20 protein-coding genes are annotated in these 16,855 nt (G+C 57.1%); 13 read left to right on the plus strand and 7 right to left on the minus strand.

Translation table 11 applies throughout. The features are described 5' to 3' along the window. Positions 1 to 66: 66 nt before the first annotated feature. Entirely contained in the window at positions 67 to 975 is a 909-nt protein-coding gene (locus tag JK621_RS03630; RefSeq protein ID WP_212558678.1) for a LysR family transcriptional regulator, read from the minus strand. Between the two features lie 126 nt (positions 976 to 1,101). Here JK621_RS03630 and JK621_RS03635 point away from each other — a divergent pair, with 126 nt between their 5' ends. The 5 genes from JK621_RS03635 to JK621_RS03655 all read left to right on the plus strand — a co-directional run bounded on the left by JK621_RS03635 (position 1,102) and on the right by JK621_RS03655 (position 4,116). After that, positions 1,102 to 1,983, plus strand: a complete 882-nt coding sequence (locus JK621_RS03635; RefSeq protein ID WP_212558679.1) for a pirin family protein — start codon at positions 1,102 to 1,104, stop codon at positions 1,981 to 1,983. Positions 1,984 to 2,104: 121 nt separating this feature from the next. Beyond that, positions 2,105 to 2,731, plus strand: coding sequence for an isochorismate family cysteine hydrolase YcaC (gene ycaC, locus JK621_RS03640; RefSeq protein WP_212558680.1), 627 nt, complete (start codon positions 2,105 to 2,107; stop codon positions 2,729 to 2,731). Positions 2,732 to 2,906: 175 nt separating this feature from the next. Further along, a complete protein-coding gene (locus JK621_RS03645) occupies positions 2,907 to 3,239 on the plus strand; it encodes a hypothetical protein (RefSeq protein ID WP_212558681.1) in 333 nt (110 codons plus the stop codon). A 70-nt stretch (positions 3,240 to 3,309) separates the two neighbouring features. Then, complete coding sequence (locus tag JK621_RS03650; RefSeq protein WP_212558682.1) at positions 3,310 to 3,774, plus strand: thiol-disulfide oxidoreductase DCC family protein; 465 nt, start codon at positions 3,310 to 3,312, stop codon at positions 3,772 to 3,774. 87 nt (positions 3,775 to 3,861) lie between these two features. Beyond that, positions 3,862 to 4,116, plus strand: a complete 255-nt coding sequence (locus tag JK621_RS03655) for an ABC transporter ATP-binding protein (RefSeq protein ID WP_212558683.1) — start codon at positions 3,862 to 3,864, stop codon at positions 4,114 to 4,116. Here JK621_RS03655 and JK621_RS03660 read toward each other — a convergent pair. The 3 genes from JK621_RS03660 to JK621_RS03670 form a co-directional block, all read right to left on the minus strand. After that, the gene (locus tag JK621_RS03660) at positions 4,113 to 4,664 is read right to left on the minus strand and encodes a GNAT family N-acetyltransferase (RefSeq protein ID WP_212558684.1); all 552 of its coding nucleotides are present in this window, start codon (positions 4,662 to 4,664) and stop codon (positions 4,113 to 4,115) included. The two genes, JK621_RS03655 and JK621_RS03660, sit on opposite strands and share 4 nt — an antisense overlap. A 99-nt stretch (positions 4,665 to 4,763) precedes the next feature. Next, positions 4,764 to 5,513 (minus strand): DUF2076 domain-containing protein, encoded by a 750-nt coding sequence (locus JK621_RS03665; protein WP_212558685.1) that lies wholly within the window; start codon positions 5,511 to 5,513, stop codon positions 4,764 to 4,766. A gap of 125 nt (positions 5,514 to 5,638) precedes the next feature. Continuing rightward, the gene (locus JK621_RS03670) at positions 5,639 to 6,424 is read right to left on the minus strand and encodes a helix-turn-helix transcriptional regulator (protein ID WP_212558686.1); all 786 of its coding nucleotides are present in this window, start codon (positions 6,422 to 6,424) and stop codon (positions 5,639 to 5,641) included. Positions 6,425 to 6,607: 183 nt separating this feature from the next. Here JK621_RS03670 and JK621_RS03675 point away from each other — a divergent pair, with 183 nt between their 5' ends. Continuing rightward, entirely contained in the window at positions 6,608 to 7,378 is a 771-nt protein-coding gene (locus JK621_RS03675; RefSeq protein WP_212558687.1) for a class I SAM-dependent methyltransferase, read from the plus strand. Positions 7,379 to 7,435: 57 nt separating this feature from the next. Here JK621_RS03675 and aqpZ read toward each other — a convergent pair whose 3' ends face one another. Beyond that, positions 7,436 to 8,131: an aquaporin Z gene (gene aqpZ / locus JK621_RS03680; protein WP_212558688.1), complete on the minus strand. Its 696-nt coding sequence runs from the start codon at positions 8,129 to 8,131 to the stop codon at positions 7,436 to 7,438. 447 nt (positions 8,132 to 8,578) lie between these two features. On the opposite strand from aqpZ, the gene JK621_RS03685 reads away from it, so the two are divergent. Next, positions 8,579 to 9,940 carry an esterase-like activity of phytase family protein gene (locus JK621_RS03685; RefSeq protein ID WP_212558689.1) on the plus strand — a complete coding sequence of 454 codons (1,362 nt, stop codon included), beginning with the start codon at positions 8,579 to 8,581 and terminating at the stop codon, positions 9,938 to 9,940. 40 nt (positions 9,941 to 9,980) lie between these two features. Here the strand turns inward: JK621_RS03685 and JK621_RS03690 are convergent, their stop codons facing one another. Beyond that, on the minus strand, positions 9,981 to 11,162 hold the full coding sequence (locus JK621_RS03690; protein WP_212558690.1) for a low temperature requirement protein A: 1,182 nt from the start codon (positions 11,160 to 11,162) through the stop codon (positions 9,981 to 9,983). 311 nt (positions 11,163 to 11,473) lie between these two features. Between JK621_RS03690 and JK621_RS03695 the strand changes: the two genes are divergently transcribed. Both JK621_RS03695 and JK621_RS03700 read left to right on the plus strand, forming a co-directional pair. Next, positions 11,474 to 11,758 (plus strand): YdgH/BhsA/McbA-like domain containing protein, encoded by a 285-nt coding sequence (locus JK621_RS03695; RefSeq protein WP_212558691.1) that lies wholly within the window; start codon positions 11,474 to 11,476, stop codon positions 11,756 to 11,758. Between the two features lie 246 nt (positions 11,759 to 12,004). Beyond that, positions 12,005 to 12,562: a class I SAM-dependent methyltransferase gene (locus JK621_RS03700; protein ID WP_212558692.1), complete on the plus strand. Its 558-nt coding sequence runs from the start codon at positions 12,005 to 12,007 to the stop codon at positions 12,560 to 12,562. On the opposite strand, the gene JK621_RS03705 is transcribed toward JK621_RS03700, so the two are convergent. Continuing rightward, the gene (locus tag JK621_RS03705; protein ID WP_212558693.1) at positions 12,563 to 13,024 is read right to left on the minus strand and encodes a GNAT family N-acetyltransferase; all 462 of its coding nucleotides are present in this window, start codon (positions 13,022 to 13,024) and stop codon (positions 12,563 to 12,565) included. It lies immediately after the preceding gene. A 210-nt stretch (positions 13,025 to 13,234) separates the two neighbouring features. Between JK621_RS03705 and JK621_RS03710 the strand changes: the two genes are divergently transcribed. From JK621_RS03710 to JK621_RS03725, 4 genes are all read left to right on the plus strand, one after another. After that, a complete protein-coding gene (locus JK621_RS03710; protein ID WP_212558694.1) occupies positions 13,235 to 14,350 on the plus strand; it encodes an ABC transporter substrate-binding protein in 1,116 nt (371 codons plus the stop codon). Between the two features lie 96 nt (positions 14,351 to 14,446). Next, a complete protein-coding gene (locus tag JK621_RS03715; protein WP_212558695.1) occupies positions 14,447 to 14,965 on the plus strand; it encodes a GNAT family N-acetyltransferase in 519 nt (172 codons plus the stop codon). Positions 14,966 to 15,082: 117 nt separating this feature from the next. Continuing rightward, entirely contained in the window at positions 15,083 to 15,607 is a 525-nt protein-coding gene (gene aroL / locus JK621_RS03720) for a shikimate kinase AroL (protein WP_212558696.1), read from the plus strand. Positions 15,608 to 15,783: 176 nt separating this feature from the next. Beyond that, a complete protein-coding gene (locus JK621_RS03725) occupies positions 15,784 to 16,830 on the plus strand; it encodes an aldo/keto reductase (RefSeq protein WP_212558697.1) in 1,047 nt (348 codons plus the stop codon). Positions 16,831 to 16,855: the final 25 nt, after the last annotated feature.

The raw sequence follows: 16,855 nt of genomic DNA on the forward strand, positions 1-16,855 counted from the left end.
CTCAGTATAGCCAACAAGGCGATCATCCGCGATCCGGATGGCAATGCCATCGAAATTACCGCCTGATCACTCTTCTTCGAGGAGAGCGAACTGCTGGGCCAAATAGTCGAGCAGCAACCGCACCGCCGGTAGCAGCCCACGGCGTGAAGGGTAGACCGCATGCACTACGCCGCCCTGCGGTTGCCAGTCGGGTAGCAACGGCACCAGCTCACCGCGCAGCATGTTGTCGCGCATCATCATCGACGGCAGCTGCACAATGCCGACGCCGGCAATTGCTGCGGTACGCAGCATCAGCATATCGTCGGTAACCAGCCGCGGCCTGTGTTCCCATTCCACTTTCTCACCGTCCGGCCCGGTCAGTTGCCACTGGTGCTGTGCCCGTGCCGGCCCAAGATCGAGCGTCGGGTATTTGTCCAATTGTTCAGGCCGTTGCACCGGGCCAAGGGTCCGCACCAGCGCGGGGCTGGCGGCGATGTACCAGATGCGTTGAGCCAGGATCTTCAGCACCAGATCGCTGTCCTCCAGCGGCGGTGGCCGCACGCGGATCGCCAGATCCAGGCCCTCGCCCACGACGTCCACCCGGCGATTGGTGGCTTCCAGATGGACAGTCACTTTGGGGTAATCGGCCATAAAGGCCGCCACCATACTGCCGACGCGGGTATGCAGGAGCGCCACCGGGCAAGACAGGCGCACCGTGCCGCAAGGCTCCGCGCGGGTTTGCTCAATGGCCTGCTGTGCGGCGTCGGCTTCCACCAGCATTGCCTTGCAGTGAACGTAGTAGTTCTGGCCCACTTCGGTGATGGAGAAACGCCGCGTTGAACGCTGGATCAGGCGCACGCCCAGACGTTCTTCCAGCAGCGCGACGCGGCGGCTGAGCTTGGACTTCGGGATACCCAACGCCCGGCCGGCAGGCGCAAATCCCTGATGATCGACCACGCTGGCGAAATAAAACAGATCGTTCAAATCGGTGAACATCGCCTGTCCCTATCGTTCTATTTATAGAACACTGAGTGTACATCTTGCCGACTACTGCGGCAAATGGCGTTCAATTAGACTTCTGACATCAACCTAAGGTCGTGAGACCTGAAACAGGAGTTCAAGATGAAAAAGATCCTCGGTATTTACGACAGCCCTGAAGCCCACTGGGTCGGCAACGGTTTCCTGGTGAATTCGCTGTTCTCCTACAACGATCTGGGGGCGGAAATGAGCCCGTTCCTGCTGTTGGATCATGCCGCGCCAACCAAATTCCGCTCTGCCTCCGGCACCCGTGGCGTTGGCCAGCACCCGCATCGCGGGTTTGAAACTGTGACCATCGTGTATCAGGGCGAAGTGGAGCACCGCGATTCCACCGGCAGCGGCGGGGTGATTGGCCCCGGCGACGTGCAATGGATGACTGCCGCCTCGGGTATTTTGCACGAAGAGTTCCATTCACGGGATTTCTCGCGTAACGGCGGCACCATGGAAATGGTACAGCTGTGGGTCAACCTGCCGGCCAAAGACAAAATGGCCGAACCGGGTTACCAGACGCTGCTGAATGCGGATATCCCGGTGGTTCCGCTGGCGGACGGCGCAGGGCAGGTTCGGGTGATTGCCGGTAACTTTGGCGGCCACGCCGGCCCGGCTCGCACCTTCAGCCCGCTCAACGTGTGGGACATGAAGCTGAACGCCGGCCACACCACCACGTTGACGGTGGAAGAAGGCCATACGCTGGCGTTGGTGATGCTGCACGGTGCCATTCATGTTAACGGCGAGGAAGTGGTGCGCGAAACCCAAATGGTCAGGTTTGACCGTGCGGGCGATTCGATCACTATCGAAGCCAACAACGATGTCGCCTTGCTGGTGCTGAGCGGCGAACCGATCGATGAGCCTATCGTCGGCTACGGTCCGTTCGTGATGAACAGCGACGCGGAAATCCAGCAGGCTTTCAGCGATTTCAACGGCGGCAAGTTCGGCACCATGGCAGCAAAGTACGAGGCGAGCTAAGGCATCCCTCCTGACCCGGAACATATTCTCCGGGTCAGACACTACACTTAAACCTCTGCGCTCCTGGCGTTGTGGCCGGGGCGCTATATCCGCAATAATCAAAACCCGACAGGAGTAAACCATGACTGCAAATTACCAACGCCTCGACAAGGATCAGGCCGCCGTATTGCTGGTGGATCATCAGGCAGGGCTGCTTTCGCTGGTACGTGATATCGATCCCGATCGTTTTAAAAACAACGTACTGGCGCTGGGTGATTTAGCGAAGTATTTCAACCTGCCAACCATCCTGACCACCAGTTTCGAAGAGGGTCCGAACGGCCCGCTGGTGCCGGAACTGAAGGCCCAATTCCCTGACGCGCCTTTCATTCCACGCCCGGGGCAGATTAACGCTTGGGATAACGACGACTTCGTGAAAGCGGTGAAAGCCACCGGCCGCAAACAACTGATTATCGCCGGCGTAGTCACCGAGGTGTGCGTGGCGTTTCCGGCGCTGTCCGCCCTCAGCGAAGGCTTTGAGGTGTTTGTGGTCACCGATGCCTCCGGCACCTTCAACGAGCTGACGCGTCAGTCGGCCTGGAGCCGCATGGAGGCCGCAGGCGCGCAGCTGATGACCTGGTTCGGCGTGGCCTGTGAGCTGCATCGCGACTGGCGTAACGATGTGGAAGGGTTGGGCGCGCTGTTCTCCAATCATATCCCGGACTACCGTAACCTGATGACCAGTTACAGCACGCTGACTCGCGGTAAATAAGACGACGAGCGGGATGCAAATGCCGATGTGTCTTTACAAGATCCTTAAGCTTTGATCACGTTGGCGCCAGGATGTAAGCAAAGATCATCGGTGTGAAAAGGTCGTGAAAAGCGGCTTTCTCATCTGCCGGGAGCGGGGTAGGTTAAGCCCAATCCCGGTAAATGAGGTCAATATCATGAAAAATGCATGCAAAGTACTGGCGCTGCCTATCCTGGCTGTTGCGACGCTGTTCAGCGTCGGCGCGCTTTCCGCTCCGGCTCCGGCAGATAAAAATGCGCCGCCGGCAGGGCAAGAATTCCGTTTGCCGCCTTTCCCGCAGGGGCATATGCCGAAGCCAGGTTTTTGTCACGGCGGGGAGTTGTTCTGCGCCACCTCGGCCAGCGATAACCCGACCGAAACCATCAATAAGCTGACCTCGGTGATCCCGGCCGCCAGCGCCAAGCACTATGAGGTGCGAATCTCGGTCGTGGCATTGCCGGATACGCCGCCGGCACCGCCAGCCCCTTAAAGGCCGCATCAGTCTGCTGGCTCTGGGGGGGAATGCGCGCTAGTCTGGAGCGATCACCCCTGGAGGCCGGATGAATTCGCCAAAGTTTCCCCCTAATCTCTCTTCTTATCTACGGCCTGGCGATCGGGTGCTGTTATTTGATGGCGAATGCAACCTTTGCCATGGGTTGGTGAGATATCTTATCCGCGCCGATCGACAAGCCAAAATCCTGTTGGCGACGGTGCAATCGGCGGAAGGGCAGGCGATCCTGAGCTGGCTGGGGTTGCCCACTGACCCTGTCGATTCCATCGTTTATCTTGAGCAGGGGCACTATTGGCTGCGTTCGGCGGCGTTTTTTCAGGCGTTGCGCCAGCTTGGTTGGCCATTTCGCCTGTTGGCGTTGGCGCGCTTTCTGCCGCAACGGCTGGCCGATGGGGTTTACAATGCAGTGGCGAGCAATCGCTACCGGTTATTTGGCCGCAATGACGGCACCGCTTTGCCCGGCACCGACCTGCCGGGGCGCTATCTGCATTCCGGTTCCCGTCGTTCTCGCTGAGCTTTACGCTTCTTTACCCTTTAATTGCTTGAAATATCAGCATCCTGGCTCCATATGATGGAGCGTTCAGCCAAAAAAGGAGCACGTATGGGAATCAGTGAAGAAGAGTATCTCCGCCGTCTAACCCAGGAAAAGAACGCCGTGGGGAATTCGGCGAAATGGGTAGCGATCGTTTCAGCCGTTTACTTTGCCCTGATGGTGTTTTACGGCCATCCGGTTGGCGTGCTGACCATGTCTGGGGTCATTTTTATGGTTTCCACCGTCATCTGGTTGAAGAAACGCAAGAAAGTGAAATCCTATCGCCGGGTGCTGGCGGAAATCAACGACGACGCCTCCGTTTAACCGCCCTGATAGTCGCTGCGCATCAGGGTATAAATCAGGCTTGGCTCGGCGTCAGGCACATCGTTTAACGTATCCACCAAACGCAATCCCGCTTTTTCCAACACGTGACGCGAGGCCTGATGGTTTGCGCGCACGGTGGCGGAAATCTCGTCCAGCCGCAGGTGTTCGAAACCATATTCGAGCGCTGCCAGCGCCATCTCCGTGGCCAATCCCATTCCCCAGACCTGCGTATCGAAGCGGTAACCCAGGTTCACCGTGCGCTGTGCGCCGAGCGGATGCCACGACAGCCCGCCGAAGCCGATGATCCACTCCGGTCGTTCACGCAGCGCAATCGCCCAGGAGCCATAGCCGTGCTGCCGCCATTTCTCGATCCGTTCAGTCAGCGCCTGCCGCGCCTGTTCTTCGCCGGCAACGGGGCCGGCGGGGTTGAAGCGCTGGGTTTCCGGATCGCCGAAAATGGCGTAAAACCTGGCCAGATCGTCTGCCACCGGTGGGCGCATCAACAGGCGGGTGCTGACATAGGGATCGGTAGGGGTCATCTTGGGCATGGCTTCTCGTAACCTGCTGTGATTGGGCAGGTTTAACTGTAGACCAGCTGCGCGGGGGAGGAAACATAAACCCCTCTCCGGGCGGAGAGGGGGGCAGAATCAGATAAATGAATCGTCGTCGCTGTAATCGTCATCCGAGAAATCGTCGCTGTCATCGGTTTGATAACCTGCGTTCTGGAAGCCGTTGTCCTGATTCAGGAAGCGGTTGTCGCCGTTGTTGAAGGTGTCGAGGTTGTTGGACGCGTCAAACTCTTTCATTGCGCTGTCATCTACAGGCTGCGCCGGGGGTTCATCGATAATGTTCACAATCTCTTGCGGCTGCGAATGGCGGAACATGCCGGTCAGCATGTCGGCCAACACCACGCCGCCGGCCACACCTGCCGCAGTTTGCAAAGCACCGCCGAGGAACCCGCCGGCCCGAGAAGGCGCAGCCGCCTGCTGTGGCGCTTGTTGCGGCTGCTGCTGCGGGGCATAACCCGCCTGCGGCTGATTGTTCCAGGCGGCATTATTTTGCTGTTGCGCCTGGTACTGGTCGCGCGGGCTTGGCGTATTGCGATTGCCGCCGCCGAACAACCCGGCCAGGAAGCCGCCGCTGCTCTGTTGGCTGGCGGTATTTTGCTGCTGCTGGGCAACCTGGTTCTCCAGATCTTTTACCCGCTGGTCCAGTTGCTTCAGCGCCGCTTCCTGGATGATCATCGCCTGCGCCATGTAATAAGGTGCAGAAGGTTGTTCACGGATATGCTGGTTGATGAGCTGTTCTGCCTGGAGATCCCTCTGGCCTGTCTTGGTCTCGGCTTCTTTCAAGCGGCCAAACAAACCATCGATAAGGCGCTGTTCTTCAGATTGCATAGGGTTACCTCAGGAGATAAATAACAAAGCTGGATGATGATAATCATCGGTAGCTATCACCCTAGCGCGTTTGTGTGAACCAATAAATAAATGGTGAGTAAACCTGTTTATAAATTTGTTACCAGTTACGGCAAAGGGATCAGCATGACCAGCTTCAGCGTGCTGTTTTCCGCCGGATGAAACGTCAGTTGCCGATAGCGCAACGCCCCCTGCAGCGGATGAGTAAACCTCCGTTCGCCGCCTTCGCGCGCCATCACGTCATGCTGTTTCCACCAGTGATTAAAGGCTTCGCTGTTGTGCGTCATGTTGCGCACGAAGGCGCGCATCGCTTCTGTATTCTGGTGATGGCTGGTTTCTGCGCGAAACTCGGCCACTACGCGCCGTGCGCGATCGTCCCAGTCGCTGACCAGGGTCTTCGCCAGCGGGTGGAAAAACATAAAGTGCAGCAGATTGGGCGTCTTGGCCTGGCCCAGCCAGCCGCTGAACAGGGTTTCCGCTTGCGGGTTCCAGGCAAGGATGTTCCAGGTAAGATCCAGCAGGTAGCAGGGCGCTGCCACCTGGTAAACGCTTTGCAAAACGGCGCTGTTGGCGAGGTCCTGATGCTGTTCCTGCTCGGGATCGGCCACCCGCGCCAGAGTAAACAGGTAGTGACGTTCGGCATGCCCCAGCCGTAACGCTTTGGCGATGCGCGCCAGCGTATGCGGAGAGATGGACACCTCGCGGCCCTGCTCTATCCAGGTATACCAGGTGGCGCTGATGCCGCTGATTTGCGCCAACTCCTCACGCCGCAGGCCGCTGGTGCGGCGACGCGGTGCGCTGGGCAGCCCCAACATGTCTGGCGTGATGCGCTCGCGGTGGGCGCGCAGAAAGGCGCCGAGGGCTTTGGGGCCGGATAAGGCTTCGGATTCCATAGGGGGGTACCTTCTCATACTAGGATAACTGCTTATATTGTACCCGTATATCAGCCTGATTATAGTGGGTTGTATCCCGTAATCGTTTGTCGCCGCCGGCGGCGCCCAGGTGCAATGACGGGATATCCCTTACAGAGAAAGCCACCCGGCGCGGGCGTAAGCCCGACAATAACAGGAGCAAATATGAGCATCAGCAACAGCCATAAAAATGCGGTCGATCGTCAGTTCGGCGAACAGGCCAGCGCCTACCTGACCAGCGCGGTGCATGCGCAGGGCAAAGATTTGCAGCGCCTGGCAACATTGCTGGAGCCCCATGCCGATGCCAGGCTGCTCGATCTGGGCTGCGGTGCCGGGCACGCCAGCTTTACCGCGGCGGCGAAAGTGGCTCAGGTCGTGGCCTATGATTTGTCCGCGCAGATGCTGGAGGTGGTTAGCCAGGCGGCCGTGGATAAAGGGTTGAACAATATTCAGGTACAGCAGGGCGTGGCGGAATCGCTGCCGTTTGACGATGCCGGCTTTGACCTGGTGATCAGCCGTTACTCGGCGCACCACTGGCATGACGTGGGTCAGGCGCTGCGCGAAGTTAAACGCGTGCTGAAACCGGGCGGCGCGGCGATCTTTATGGATGTGGTGTCACCGGGGCACCCGCTGCTGGATATTTATCTGCAAACCGTTGAGGTGCTGCGCGACACGTCGCATGTGCGCAATTATGCGCCGGGGGAATGGTTGAGCCTGCTGACTGAAGCCGGATTGGTGGTGCGGGAAGTGACTTCGGATCGCTTGTATCTTGAGTTCGGCAGTTGGGTGGCGCGCATGCGTACGCCGGAGCATTTCGTTACCGCCATTCGCGCGTTGCAGCAGGGGGTTTCCGAAGATGTGCTCCAGCACTTCGCCATTCAACCGGACGGATCCTTCACCAGCGACATTATGATGTTTGAAGCGGCGAAAGCCTGAAAACAGCAGGGCAGCCGATAAGGGCTGCCCTGTTAAACGAAATCAAATACCGCGTAATTACTTTTTGTCTTCCAGCAGGCAGCGATAAATCAGGCCGCCGATGACACCGCCGATTAACGGCACCAGCCAGAATACCCAAAGCTGTTGCAATGCCCAGGTGCCCTGGAATATTGCCACGCCGGTACTGCGCGCCGGGTTAACGGAGGTATTGGTTACCGGAATGCTGATTAAGTGAATCAGCGTTAATGTCAAACCGATAGCCAAAGGGGCAAACCCTGCCGGCGCACGTTTATCTGTCACGCCGTGAATAACAATCAGGAAGAATGCGGTCAGGACCAATTCAATAACGATAGCGGATTGCAGAGAATAGCCGCCCGGTGAATGTTCGCCGTAACCGTTGGAGGCAAAGCCGCCGCCGGTGGGATCAAAGCCCGCTTTGCCGCTGGCAACCAAATACAGCACGGCCGCTGCAGCGATACCGCCGATCACCTGAGCGATCACATAGGGGATCACGTCTTTGGCCGGGAAACGACCGCCGGCAAATAATCCCACGGTAACGGCCGGGTTAAAGTGCCCGCCGGAAATATGGCCAACGGCATAGGCCATTGTGACTACGGTAAGACCAAAAGCGAGTGCCACACCGACAAAACCAATACCCAGTTGCGGAAATGCTGCAGCTAATACCGCACTGCCACAACCACCAAACACCAACCAAAATGTGCCAAAAAATTCAGCAAATAGTCGCTTTGACATAAACTCCATCCTACGGAAAATACTAACGATCGTTAGCACTAAAAACTATAGAACACCTTTATCAATTAATGCAGGTTTCTATCAGTATTTTCTTAATGCACCTTAAATAACGGCGGGTATTAAATCCCCCTAAATTAGTTTTGTCTATGCGACTTTGGCTATATTTTTCCGAATTTTCGCGCGTTTGTTTATTTTTTTATCTTTCTTATAAGAATTTACCCTAAGCTTAAATATTGGGGCCGTTGTTAGCGTAATCCGGCCCTCGGTAAATTTAATTTTCCATCTGCTTTTCCCATTCAATTCGCCGATGTTAATTGTTAATTTCTATTTGCCATGTTCAATTAGCACTATAATTCATGACATTAGCGGGGCTGTCATCAGAATGTCACACCAGGTTAATATCTTAGCAAGCTGCGAACTTCACTCCCTTAACTCTGAGCCATAACCATGAAAATAAAACCGGTTTCGCTGTTAATCACCTCGTTGTTTCCTCTGATCTCTTATGCCGCCGACGTTGAGGTAGAGCGCTATGTCGTCAGCTTCCCCGGCGGTGAGCACGTAAGCTATCAGGGCGCTTTCGCCAAGCATTTTCCGCAGGGATTGCCTGTGGGTATCGGTTCCGGCCTGGTGTTCAATGGGCGTGAGGGCAATGATCTGCTGCTGACTACCGTCACCGATCGCGGTCCCAACGCCGATGCGCCTGCGGTCGGTGAGCAAGAAGCCAAAATCTTTGCCAACCCGCAGTTCGTTCCCCTGCTGATGGATATTCGCGTCGGCGGCGGGAAAGCCGTGGCCGGCAATCAGCGCCCATTGCATGACGAGCAGGGGCCCGTCAGCGGGCTGCCGCTGCCGGGCGGGCTGATTGGATCCACCAACGAAGTGGCGCTGAGCGATACGCTCAAAACCTTGCCGGGCGATCGGCGCGGGCTGGATACTGAAGGCATCACGGCCGACGGTAACGGTGGCTACTGGTTGTGCGACGAATACGGCCCGTTCCTGATCCATATCGACAGTAAAGGCAAGATCCTCGCCAAATACGGCCCTGCGCCGCAAAAAGGGGAGCAGGCGGTGGCTGGCGGTTTACCGAACATTATCAAGTGGCGCCAGCCGAACCGGGGTTTTGAGGGCATCACTCGCCTGCCGGATGGCCGCATTTTGGCGGCGGTGCAGAGCACGCTGGACGTTGATGGCAAGAGCAAGAACAAGGCGCAATTTACTCGCCTGGTCAGTTTTGATCCGGCCAGCGGCAAAACGGCGATGTACGGCTACCCGATTGATATCGAAAGCTATAACAAGGCCAAGGATGCCAAAGTCGGCGACATCGTGGCGGTGGACAACCAGCATATCTTGCTGATTGAACAGGGCAGCGATAAAGACAAGCAGATGATTAACAAAATCTACCTGGTCGATCTCAGCCAGGCGACCGATCTGACGGCCTTCGACGGCAAGGACAAAGCGCTGGAGTTTGATGATGCGAAAGATCTCGCCAAGCGCGGCGTGAAGCTGGCGCAAAAGCGCGAAGTGGTGGATCTGCGCAAATTGGGCTGGCAGCAGGAAAAGGTGGAAGGCCTGACGCTGATCGACGATCGCACACTGGCGGTGATTAACGATAACGATTTTGGTCTGCAGGCCAAGCTGGTTAACGCTGAGCCCAAGGGTAAGAAAATCGGCGATTACCAATTGGATAAGCAGGGAGGCTTGACCCTTGATGGTAAAACCGTGTCGACGACCATCGAACTGCGGCCACTGGATAAGCCGGAATCCCTGAGCGAACTGTGGGTGCTGAAACTGCCGCAACCGCTGAAGTAACTGCCGTGACAGGGGGAATCACTCCCCCTGTCCGCCTTGGTTATAGGGGCGCGCCGTTTTGTTTCTGCGGCGTTTTGCCCCGCGAGATGCTCTCCCACACCGCGACCACCACCATAATCAGCGTGGTCAGCCCGTTCACCATCAACAAATCTGTCAGGTAAGCTATCGGCGTCAGCACGGCCAGCGCGATCAGGCCCACCAGGTGCGACAGCGGGAAGCGGCGATATATCAGCCGTTTGTACAAGGCGTTGGCGAGCAGGTAAATGGCCGGACCGAGGAGCAACACCGCCGCCGTCACGTTGCTGATGTGGCCGTCGGGATGGGCAATCACCAGTTCGTTGGCGACGGCGCAGACGATGATTGCCCCGACCAGCACCACGTGTACATAGTGGAAGTAGGCACCCAACTGGCCGGGATTTTCCGCCTGGCTGATGGCGTGGCTGCCGGCTTTGCTGCTGGTATCGAAATAGACCCACCACATCGCCAGACTGCCGATAAAGGCCACCAGCGAGGCGATCAGCACCGGCGCTGTCCAGGTTTCCATTTCGCTGAGGGTAGAGCCGGTAATCAGAATGGTTTCCCCCAGCGCCACGATCACGAACAGCTGGCAGCGCTCCGCCAGATGGTGGCCTTCTATGGTCCATTCACTGCTGCTGTCGGATCGGCCCAGCACCGGCAGGCGGAAGCCGAACATCGGTGAAACGTATTCGCACAGCACCGCCAGCGCCCACAGCAGCAGCCGGCTATGGCCTTGCGCCAGCCCGCCCAGGATCCAGAATACTGCCGAAATGCACAACCAGCCCAGGATACGGCGGAAGTTTTGCTTCAGCGGGTGATCGGCTTCGAGCAGGTTCAGGACCACCCAGGAACGCCCAACCTGAATCGCCACGTAGAACAGCGCGAAAATCAACCCGCGTTCGCCAAACGCCTGCGGCAGCGCGGAGGAGGCAAACAGCCCCAACAGCATGATGGCGAACAGCAAGAGACGAATGGGGCGGGTATCCGGATTAAACCAGTTGGTCACCCAGGCGGTGTATTGCCACGCCAGCCAGACGGCAAACCACAGCAACAGGGTTTCCAGCGCGCCGGTCAGCGTCAGGTGATGCAGCAGGTAGTGGGAAAGTTGAGTAACGGCAAAAACGTAGATCAGATCGAATAACAGTTCCGAGAACGAAACCGAAGCGCCTCGACCATCGCGTACACGCAGTAAGGTTTGCGACATGGAGAGTCCTTCTAAAGTGATAACCTTCAGAAAACAGCGTAGCTCAGGGGCTAACGGAGGGAAGATAATTCTTAAAAATGAAGGTTTTTATATTACTATGAGCAACGAGCTTTTAATTACAGCCGGGCAGCGGTAAAGTTTTCTCAGCAATCGCAGAATTATCTTTCCTGGACACGGATGTACGCACTTTCTCCTTATTTACCTCACAATGATTGATGTTCTTTACATTGAATTACGTCGCTTTGCACAGCCAGGCGGATAATTAACTCCACTGATAGAGAAAATAAACAAAAAAACATCTGGAGTTAATCATGAAACTATTACCTGGCATCGCAGCAGTCCTGATCGCAGCCGCTTCTTTTTCCTCTTTCGCCGCGCCGCTGTCAGCGGTAAAACAAGTTGACAGCGAGCAGGCAAGCAACCTGCAAAGCATCGGTGTGGTGTCGGTTTCCGGCATCAGCGGTTCACCGGGCGACGCGGTTCATGCGCTGAAAGAAAAAGCCGCGGCGGATGGCGCAGGCCATTACCGCATTATCTCCCTGGACACCCCGGGAGATTCCAGTAAATGGCGCGCTAATGCAGAAATTTATCGTTAAAAAGTGGGTTGAAAATAATTATTTGGCCGCCGCCAGGTGGCCGATAAAATAAACGGTTGCGGAAGATAATCCGACCGGTAATCTTATCGTTTGATTACCCTAAGATTATTGCTGCAGCCGTTTCACGTTTTTGGCGCGCCGGTCGCATTTTATTACAACTGTTTCGATGGCTTTCGGATTCATGTTAATGAATACTTAAGAAATTGAGGGCAGATTGGTGGCTACTCAAACCGACGGAGGCCCCCAATGTTAAATGCGACACGGCTGCAACTGAAGAACCACTTTTCCTATCTCCAGCAGTTTATGGCTTCACCGCGCACCATTGGCACCCTGGCGCCTTCTTCACCCTGGCTGTGTCAGGCGATGTTGAATCAGATCGAATGGACTGGCGCCTTGTCGATTGCCGAGCTGGGGGCCGCAGATGGGGTGCTCACCAAGCGCATACTGGGACGCATGCGCGCCGATGCCTCGCTCGAGGCGTTTGAGATCCAGCCTAATTTTGTGCATCAGCTGCGCAAGATTGACGATCGTCGTCTGCACGTTATGGACCGTTCCGCGGAAGAGATGGCCCGCGACTATGATGTGGTGTTCTCCTGTCTGCCGCTGCTGTCGATCCCGGTTAAAATCAGCATCCGTATTCTGCAGCAAGCCCGGCAACGTTTGCGGGCACGTGGCGGCACTCTGGTATTGTTCCAGTACAGCCACCTGTCGGAAAAACTGTTGTCTCGCTATTTTCATTGGAAGCGGGTGCGAGTGGTGCGTAACTTCCCGCCGGCATTGGTGTATATCTGCACGCCGCGTTAGCTACAGTTTTTTCTCCATGACCACCACTTCGCCATCATATTGCTGGCGGCGCTCGATAGTTTGCCAACCCCAGCCCGCATACAAAGTTTCTGATTTGTCGGTGATCAGGTGCAATACGGGGTGGTTACGTTGGCGGGCCAACTGCGCGATCGCGGCTTCCAGACGCTGCGCAATGCCCTGACGCCGGTGGTCAGGATGAACAAATACCCCCGCCAGCCAGGGGGAAAGATCCCTTCGCTGATGGTCGTCGTTCGGCCACAGGCTGGCCATGCCTAGCGGGCGTTCGCCATCGAGTATCAACAGGGTGACATAGTCTTCGCTCGGTTGGGCGCACAGGGCAAAACGCTGGCGCGTGCGCTCCAGCGATCCGCCGCGCTGTGATCCCCATTGGCCAAAGGCCCATGCGGCGCAAACATCACTATACTGCGGGCATTCCGTCAGCGAAACAATACGTTGGCTCATCTGTGCTCCTCTGGTTTTCCCCATCTCGCCATTTTTATCGATTTATCGGCCGATTTTTACTGTAGAAAATCACATTTACGGCGGTTTTGCATTTATCGGCGCCGAAACACGGTGATTCAGCAGATTTGTCCCGTCCTGCGCGTTATCAATTGAAACTGTTAATGAGAGTAATTATCATGCCCCCATCTTTTAGCTGCCCCCGGCCCACTCATGCGCAATCCTTTCGTTTTACTGTTGCTTTCCCTGTTGTTCGGCGTTTTTAGCGCTCAGGCGAAAATGGTCACCGACATTACAGGCCGACAGGTCAAAGTGCCGGATAACCCGCAGCGCATCGTGTTGGGTGAAAGCCGCATGCTGTATACCCTGGCGCTGCTGGAGCCGGGTAATCCTGCCCAGCGCGTCGTCGGCTGGCCGGAAGACATGGCGCGTTATGATGCGCAAAGTTGGCAGCTCTATACGCAAAAATTCCCGCAGATCAAGGCGATCCCTTCCATCAGCAAGGGCAATTTCCTTCAGGTCAACGTCGAAAACCTGATCCAACTGAAGCCGGATCTGGTGATCCTGGCGCGTTACGCGCGTGAAGAGGGCGACAGCAGTTTTCTGCTGACGGCGCTGAACAAGGCCGGTATTGCGGTAATCTACGTCGATTTACGGGTTGATTTGCTGAACAATACCGTGCCGAGCGTCCGTCTGCTGGGGGAAGTGCTCAATCGCCAGCAGCGGGCGGAGCAGTTCATCAGTTTCTATCAGCAGCATATGGCGGTGATCCGGCAGCGGCTGGCCGGCTACCAGGGGCCAAAACCCAAGGTGATGCTGCACCTGCACCTCGGGCGGCGCGAAACCTGCTGCACCACCGCGGCGCACGGCAATCTTGGCGATCTGCTGGCCTTTGCCGGCGGCGACAATATCGCCAACGCCAGCATCAAGGGCGTGTACGGCGAGCTGAATCCGGAAACCATCCTGACTGCCAATCCCGACATCTACATCGCCACCGGCATGGCCGGGCCACAGGGCAAACGTTTTTCCGATCTGCGCCTTGGGCCGCTGGTTACCCAGCAGGAGGCTGATGAAAGCTTCCGCATGATCATGCAAAAACAGCCGATGCTCGCCAACCTGAAAGCGATAAAGACTCACCAGGCCTGGAGTATTTGGCACAACTTCTATCTCAGCCCGTATCACGTCGTGGCGGTCGAGATGTTCGCCAAGGCCTTCTATCCGGATCTGTTTGCAGACATCAATCCGCAGCAGACCTTTAAGCAGCTATACCAGCAATTTTTGCCGTTACCTTTCTCTGGCGCCTACTGGAGCCAGTTGAATAACGAATAACGCCAAACGTGGCTACCGGCGCGCACGGCCTCTGGCGGCCTGCGCATCGATACCGACGTTGGGTTATATCGCCGCCCGGTCGTTAAGGAGAACCCGATGAGTCTGCCTGTTCGTTTGGCGCAACCGCAGGATATCACCCAACTGATTGCCATTGAGCGCTCGGCGGCGCAGTTGTTTCTGCAGCAACCGGCGTGGCGTTTTCTTGCCAATGGCCCGGTCATGAGCCGACAACAGCACGCCGATTTTATTCAGCATCAGCGGGAATGGTTGGCTGAAAGCGCGTCGGGTGAGGTGGCCGGGTTTATCGCCGTATTGCCGCAACGGCAGGATTGGCACATCGCCGAGCTGTCGGTGGCCGCCGGCTGGCAGCGGCGGGGCATTGGCCGGCGTTTGATCGCCGAGGTGGCCATGCAGGCAAAATCGCAGGGCGCGCAGCGCCTGACGCTGACGACCTTTATCGACGTGCCCTGGAATGCGCCTTATTACCAGAGGTTAGGGTTCCGGCAGATCACGGCCGAACGGCTCACCCCGCCGCTGCGGCAACGGCTGGCGAAGGAGGCGGAGCAGGGATGGGGTACTGACAGCCGCTGTGCAATGGAATTTACACTGTCGTAAATATTGAAATACAGGCTGATGGCGGTATGATGCAAGCAACCACGCCATCGCACGATCTGCGCGCCGGTTTTCAGGCGTACAAATGCACTCAAGTCACCGTATAAGGGACAACCCGTAATGACACAAACCATTTTCATGGTAGGCGCTCGCGGAGCCGGTAAAACCACGGTGGGCAGCGCGCTGGCGCAGGCACTGGGCTATCAATTCACCGATACCGATTTGTTTATGCAACAGACCGCGCAAATGAGCGTGGCGGAAATGGTCGCACATGAAGGCTGGCTGGGTTTTCGCCACCGTGAAAGCATTGCCCTGCAAACGGTGACCCAGCCGTCAACCGTAGTTGCCACCGGCGGCGGCGTGATCCTGGCGGAAGATAATCGTCGCTTTATGCGCCAGCACGGCACCGTGATTTATCTGCGTTCCCCGGCGGGCGTGTTGGCGCAGCGGTTGGAAGAGTATCCGCAGGACGCGCAGCGCCCAACGCTCACCGGCCGTCCGATTGCCGAAGAAATGCTTGAAGTGCTGGCGGCGCGTGAAGCGCTGTACCAGGAGGCCGCGCACTTCGTCATGGATGGCACCGGCAGCCCGCAGCAGGTGGTCGAACAAATCCTCTCGGCGTTGCAGCGCGAAACGGTAAAATAATCCATCGCGCATTCTCCTTTGGGCACAGTGGGTTGTGCCCAATATTCTGTTTCCCCCCTTGCTTTTTCCTGTTTGACGACACATCACGCTTGTCTTTATAGATGATAAGTGACATATATAAATAAATGTCATCTATCATCTATAGCGTTCAACCCAAGTTAATTGCGAGGCTTTGCATGAAATACACCACTTTTGGCCGCAACACCGGCCTGCGCGTTGCCGAACTGGCTCTGGGCACCGGCAACTTTGGCACCGGCTGGGGTTACGGTTCGGAAAAAGAAGAGGCCAGGCAGGTATTCGATCGTTACGTCGATGCCGGCGGCAATTTCGTTGACACGGCTGATGCCTATCAGTTTGGCCAGTCGGAGCAACTGGTGGGGGAATTTATCGCCGCCGATCGCGATAACTTCGTCGTCGCCACCAAATACACGCTGGGCGCGGCGCCGCAAGCGAGTATTGCGCACACCGGCAACAGCCGTAAAAACATGATTTCCTCGGTGGAGGCCAGCCTGAAACGCCTGAAAACCGATCGTATCGATCTGCTGTGGGCGCATTTCTCCGACAATCTGACCCCGCTGGAGGAGATTGTGCGCGCGTTTGACGATCTGACTCGCGCCGGCAAGATTCAGTATGCCGGGCTGTCCAACTTCCCTGCCTGGCGCATTGCCCGGGCGGATACCTTGGCCGAGCTGCGCGGCTGGGCGCGCATCGCCGGCATTCAGGTGGAATACAGCCTGGTGGAACGCACCGCCGAGCGTGAACTGCTGCCGATGGCCGAAGCGCTGGGGATGGCCGCGACGCTGTGGTCACCGCTGGGCGGCGGTCTGTTGACCGGGAAATATCGCCACAGCAACGCCGGGCGGCTGACCGAACTGGGGCGCCTGGTGCATCGCGAAAAAGATACCGCGCTGCTGGATGAAGTGCTGGCAATAGCGCAGGAGCACGGTGTCCGGCCGACCCACGTCGCCATCGCCTGGCTGCGAAGCCGGGCAGCGCACTCCAGCACCAGCCTGATCCCCATTTTGGGCCCGCGCACCTTGGCGCAGCTGGACGATACCTTGTCGGCGCTCAGCCTGACGCTGAGCGAAGAGCAATTGGCGCGCCTGGATCGGGTAAGCGCTATCGATCCGGGCACGCCTCACCGGCAGATTGCCGACACCCTGGCGCGAGCGCAGGGCGGTGACAGCGGCCGTTTTGCCGCACCGCGCCCCCCGCGTGCCTGAATCTTTTGATGAAGGGCATCATCAT

Origin of the sequence: Serratia plymuthica, from assembly GCF_018336935.1 — a bacterium.
Lineage (GTDB): Bacteria > Pseudomonadota > Gammaproteobacteria > Enterobacterales > Enterobacteriaceae > Serratia > Serratia plymuthica_B.

Coding starts and splice junctions, on each gene's coding strand:
- JK621_RS03670 (WP_212558686.1), bottom strand. CDS start 6,424: ATGGAATCCGAAGCCTTATCCGGCCCCAAAGCCCTCGGCGCCTTTCTG.
- JK621_RS03725 (WP_212558697.1), top strand. CDS start 15,784: ATGAAATACACCACTTTTGGCCGCAACACCGGCCTGCGCGTTGCCGAA.
- JK621_RS03695 (WP_212558691.1), top strand. CDS start 11,474: ATGAAACTATTACCTGGCATCGCAGCAGTCCTGATCGCAGCCGCTTCT.
- JK621_RS03685 (WP_212558689.1), top strand. CDS start 8,579: ATGAAAATAAAACCGGTTTCGCTGTTAATCACCTCGTTGTTTCCTCTG.
- JK621_RS03660 (WP_212558684.1), bottom strand. CDS start 4,664: ATGCCCAAGATGACCCCTACCGATCCCTATGTCAGCACCCGCCTGTTG.
- JK621_RS03705 (WP_212558693.1), bottom strand. CDS start 13,024: ATGAGCCAACGTATTGTTTCGCTGACGGAATGCCCGCAGTATAGTGAT.
- JK621_RS03650 (WP_212558682.1), top strand. CDS start 3,310: ATGAATTCGCCAAAGTTTCCCCCTAATCTCTCTTCTTATCTACGGCCT.
- JK621_RS03630 (WP_212558678.1), bottom strand. CDS start 975: ATGTTCACCGATTTGAACGATCTGTTTTATTTCGCCAGCGTGGTCGAT.
- JK621_RS03675 (WP_212558687.1), top strand. CDS start 6,608: ATGAGCATCAGCAACAGCCATAAAAATGCGGTCGATCGTCAGTTCGGC.
- JK621_RS03715 (WP_212558695.1), top strand. CDS start 14,447: ATGAGTCTGCCTGTTCGTTTGGCGCAACCGCAGGATATCACCCAACTG.
- JK621_RS03635 (WP_212558679.1), top strand. CDS start 1,102: ATGAAAAAGATCCTCGGTATTTACGACAGCCCTGAAGCCCACTGGGTC.
- JK621_RS03710 (WP_212558694.1), top strand. CDS start 13,235: ATGCGCAATCCTTTCGTTTTACTGTTGCTTTCCCTGTTGTTCGGCGTT.
- JK621_RS03655 (WP_212558683.1), top strand. CDS start 3,862: ATGGGAATCAGTGAAGAAGAGTATCTCCGCCGTCTAACCCAGGAAAAG.
- JK621_RS03700 (WP_212558692.1), top strand. CDS start 12,005: ATGTTAAATGCGACACGGCTGCAACTGAAGAACCACTTTTCCTATCTC.
- aroL (WP_212558696.1), top strand. CDS start 15,083: ATGACACAAACCATTTTCATGGTAGGCGCTCGCGGAGCCGGTAAAACC.
- aqpZ (WP_212558688.1), bottom strand. CDS start 8,131: ATGTCAAAGCGACTATTTGCTGAATTTTTTGGCACATTTTGGTTGGTG.
- ycaC (WP_212558680.1), top strand. CDS start 2,105: ATGACTGCAAATTACCAACGCCTCGACAAGGATCAGGCCGCCGTATTG.
- JK621_RS03665 (WP_212558685.1), bottom strand. CDS start 5,513: ATGCAATCTGAAGAACAGCGCCTTATCGATGGTTTGTTTGGCCGCTTG.
- JK621_RS03690 (WP_212558690.1), bottom strand. CDS start 11,162: ATGTCGCAAACCTTACTGCGTGTACGCGATGGTCGAGGCGCTTCGGTT.
- JK621_RS03645 (WP_212558681.1), top strand. CDS start 2,907: ATGAAAAATGCATGCAAAGTACTGGCGCTGCCTATCCTGGCTGTTGCG.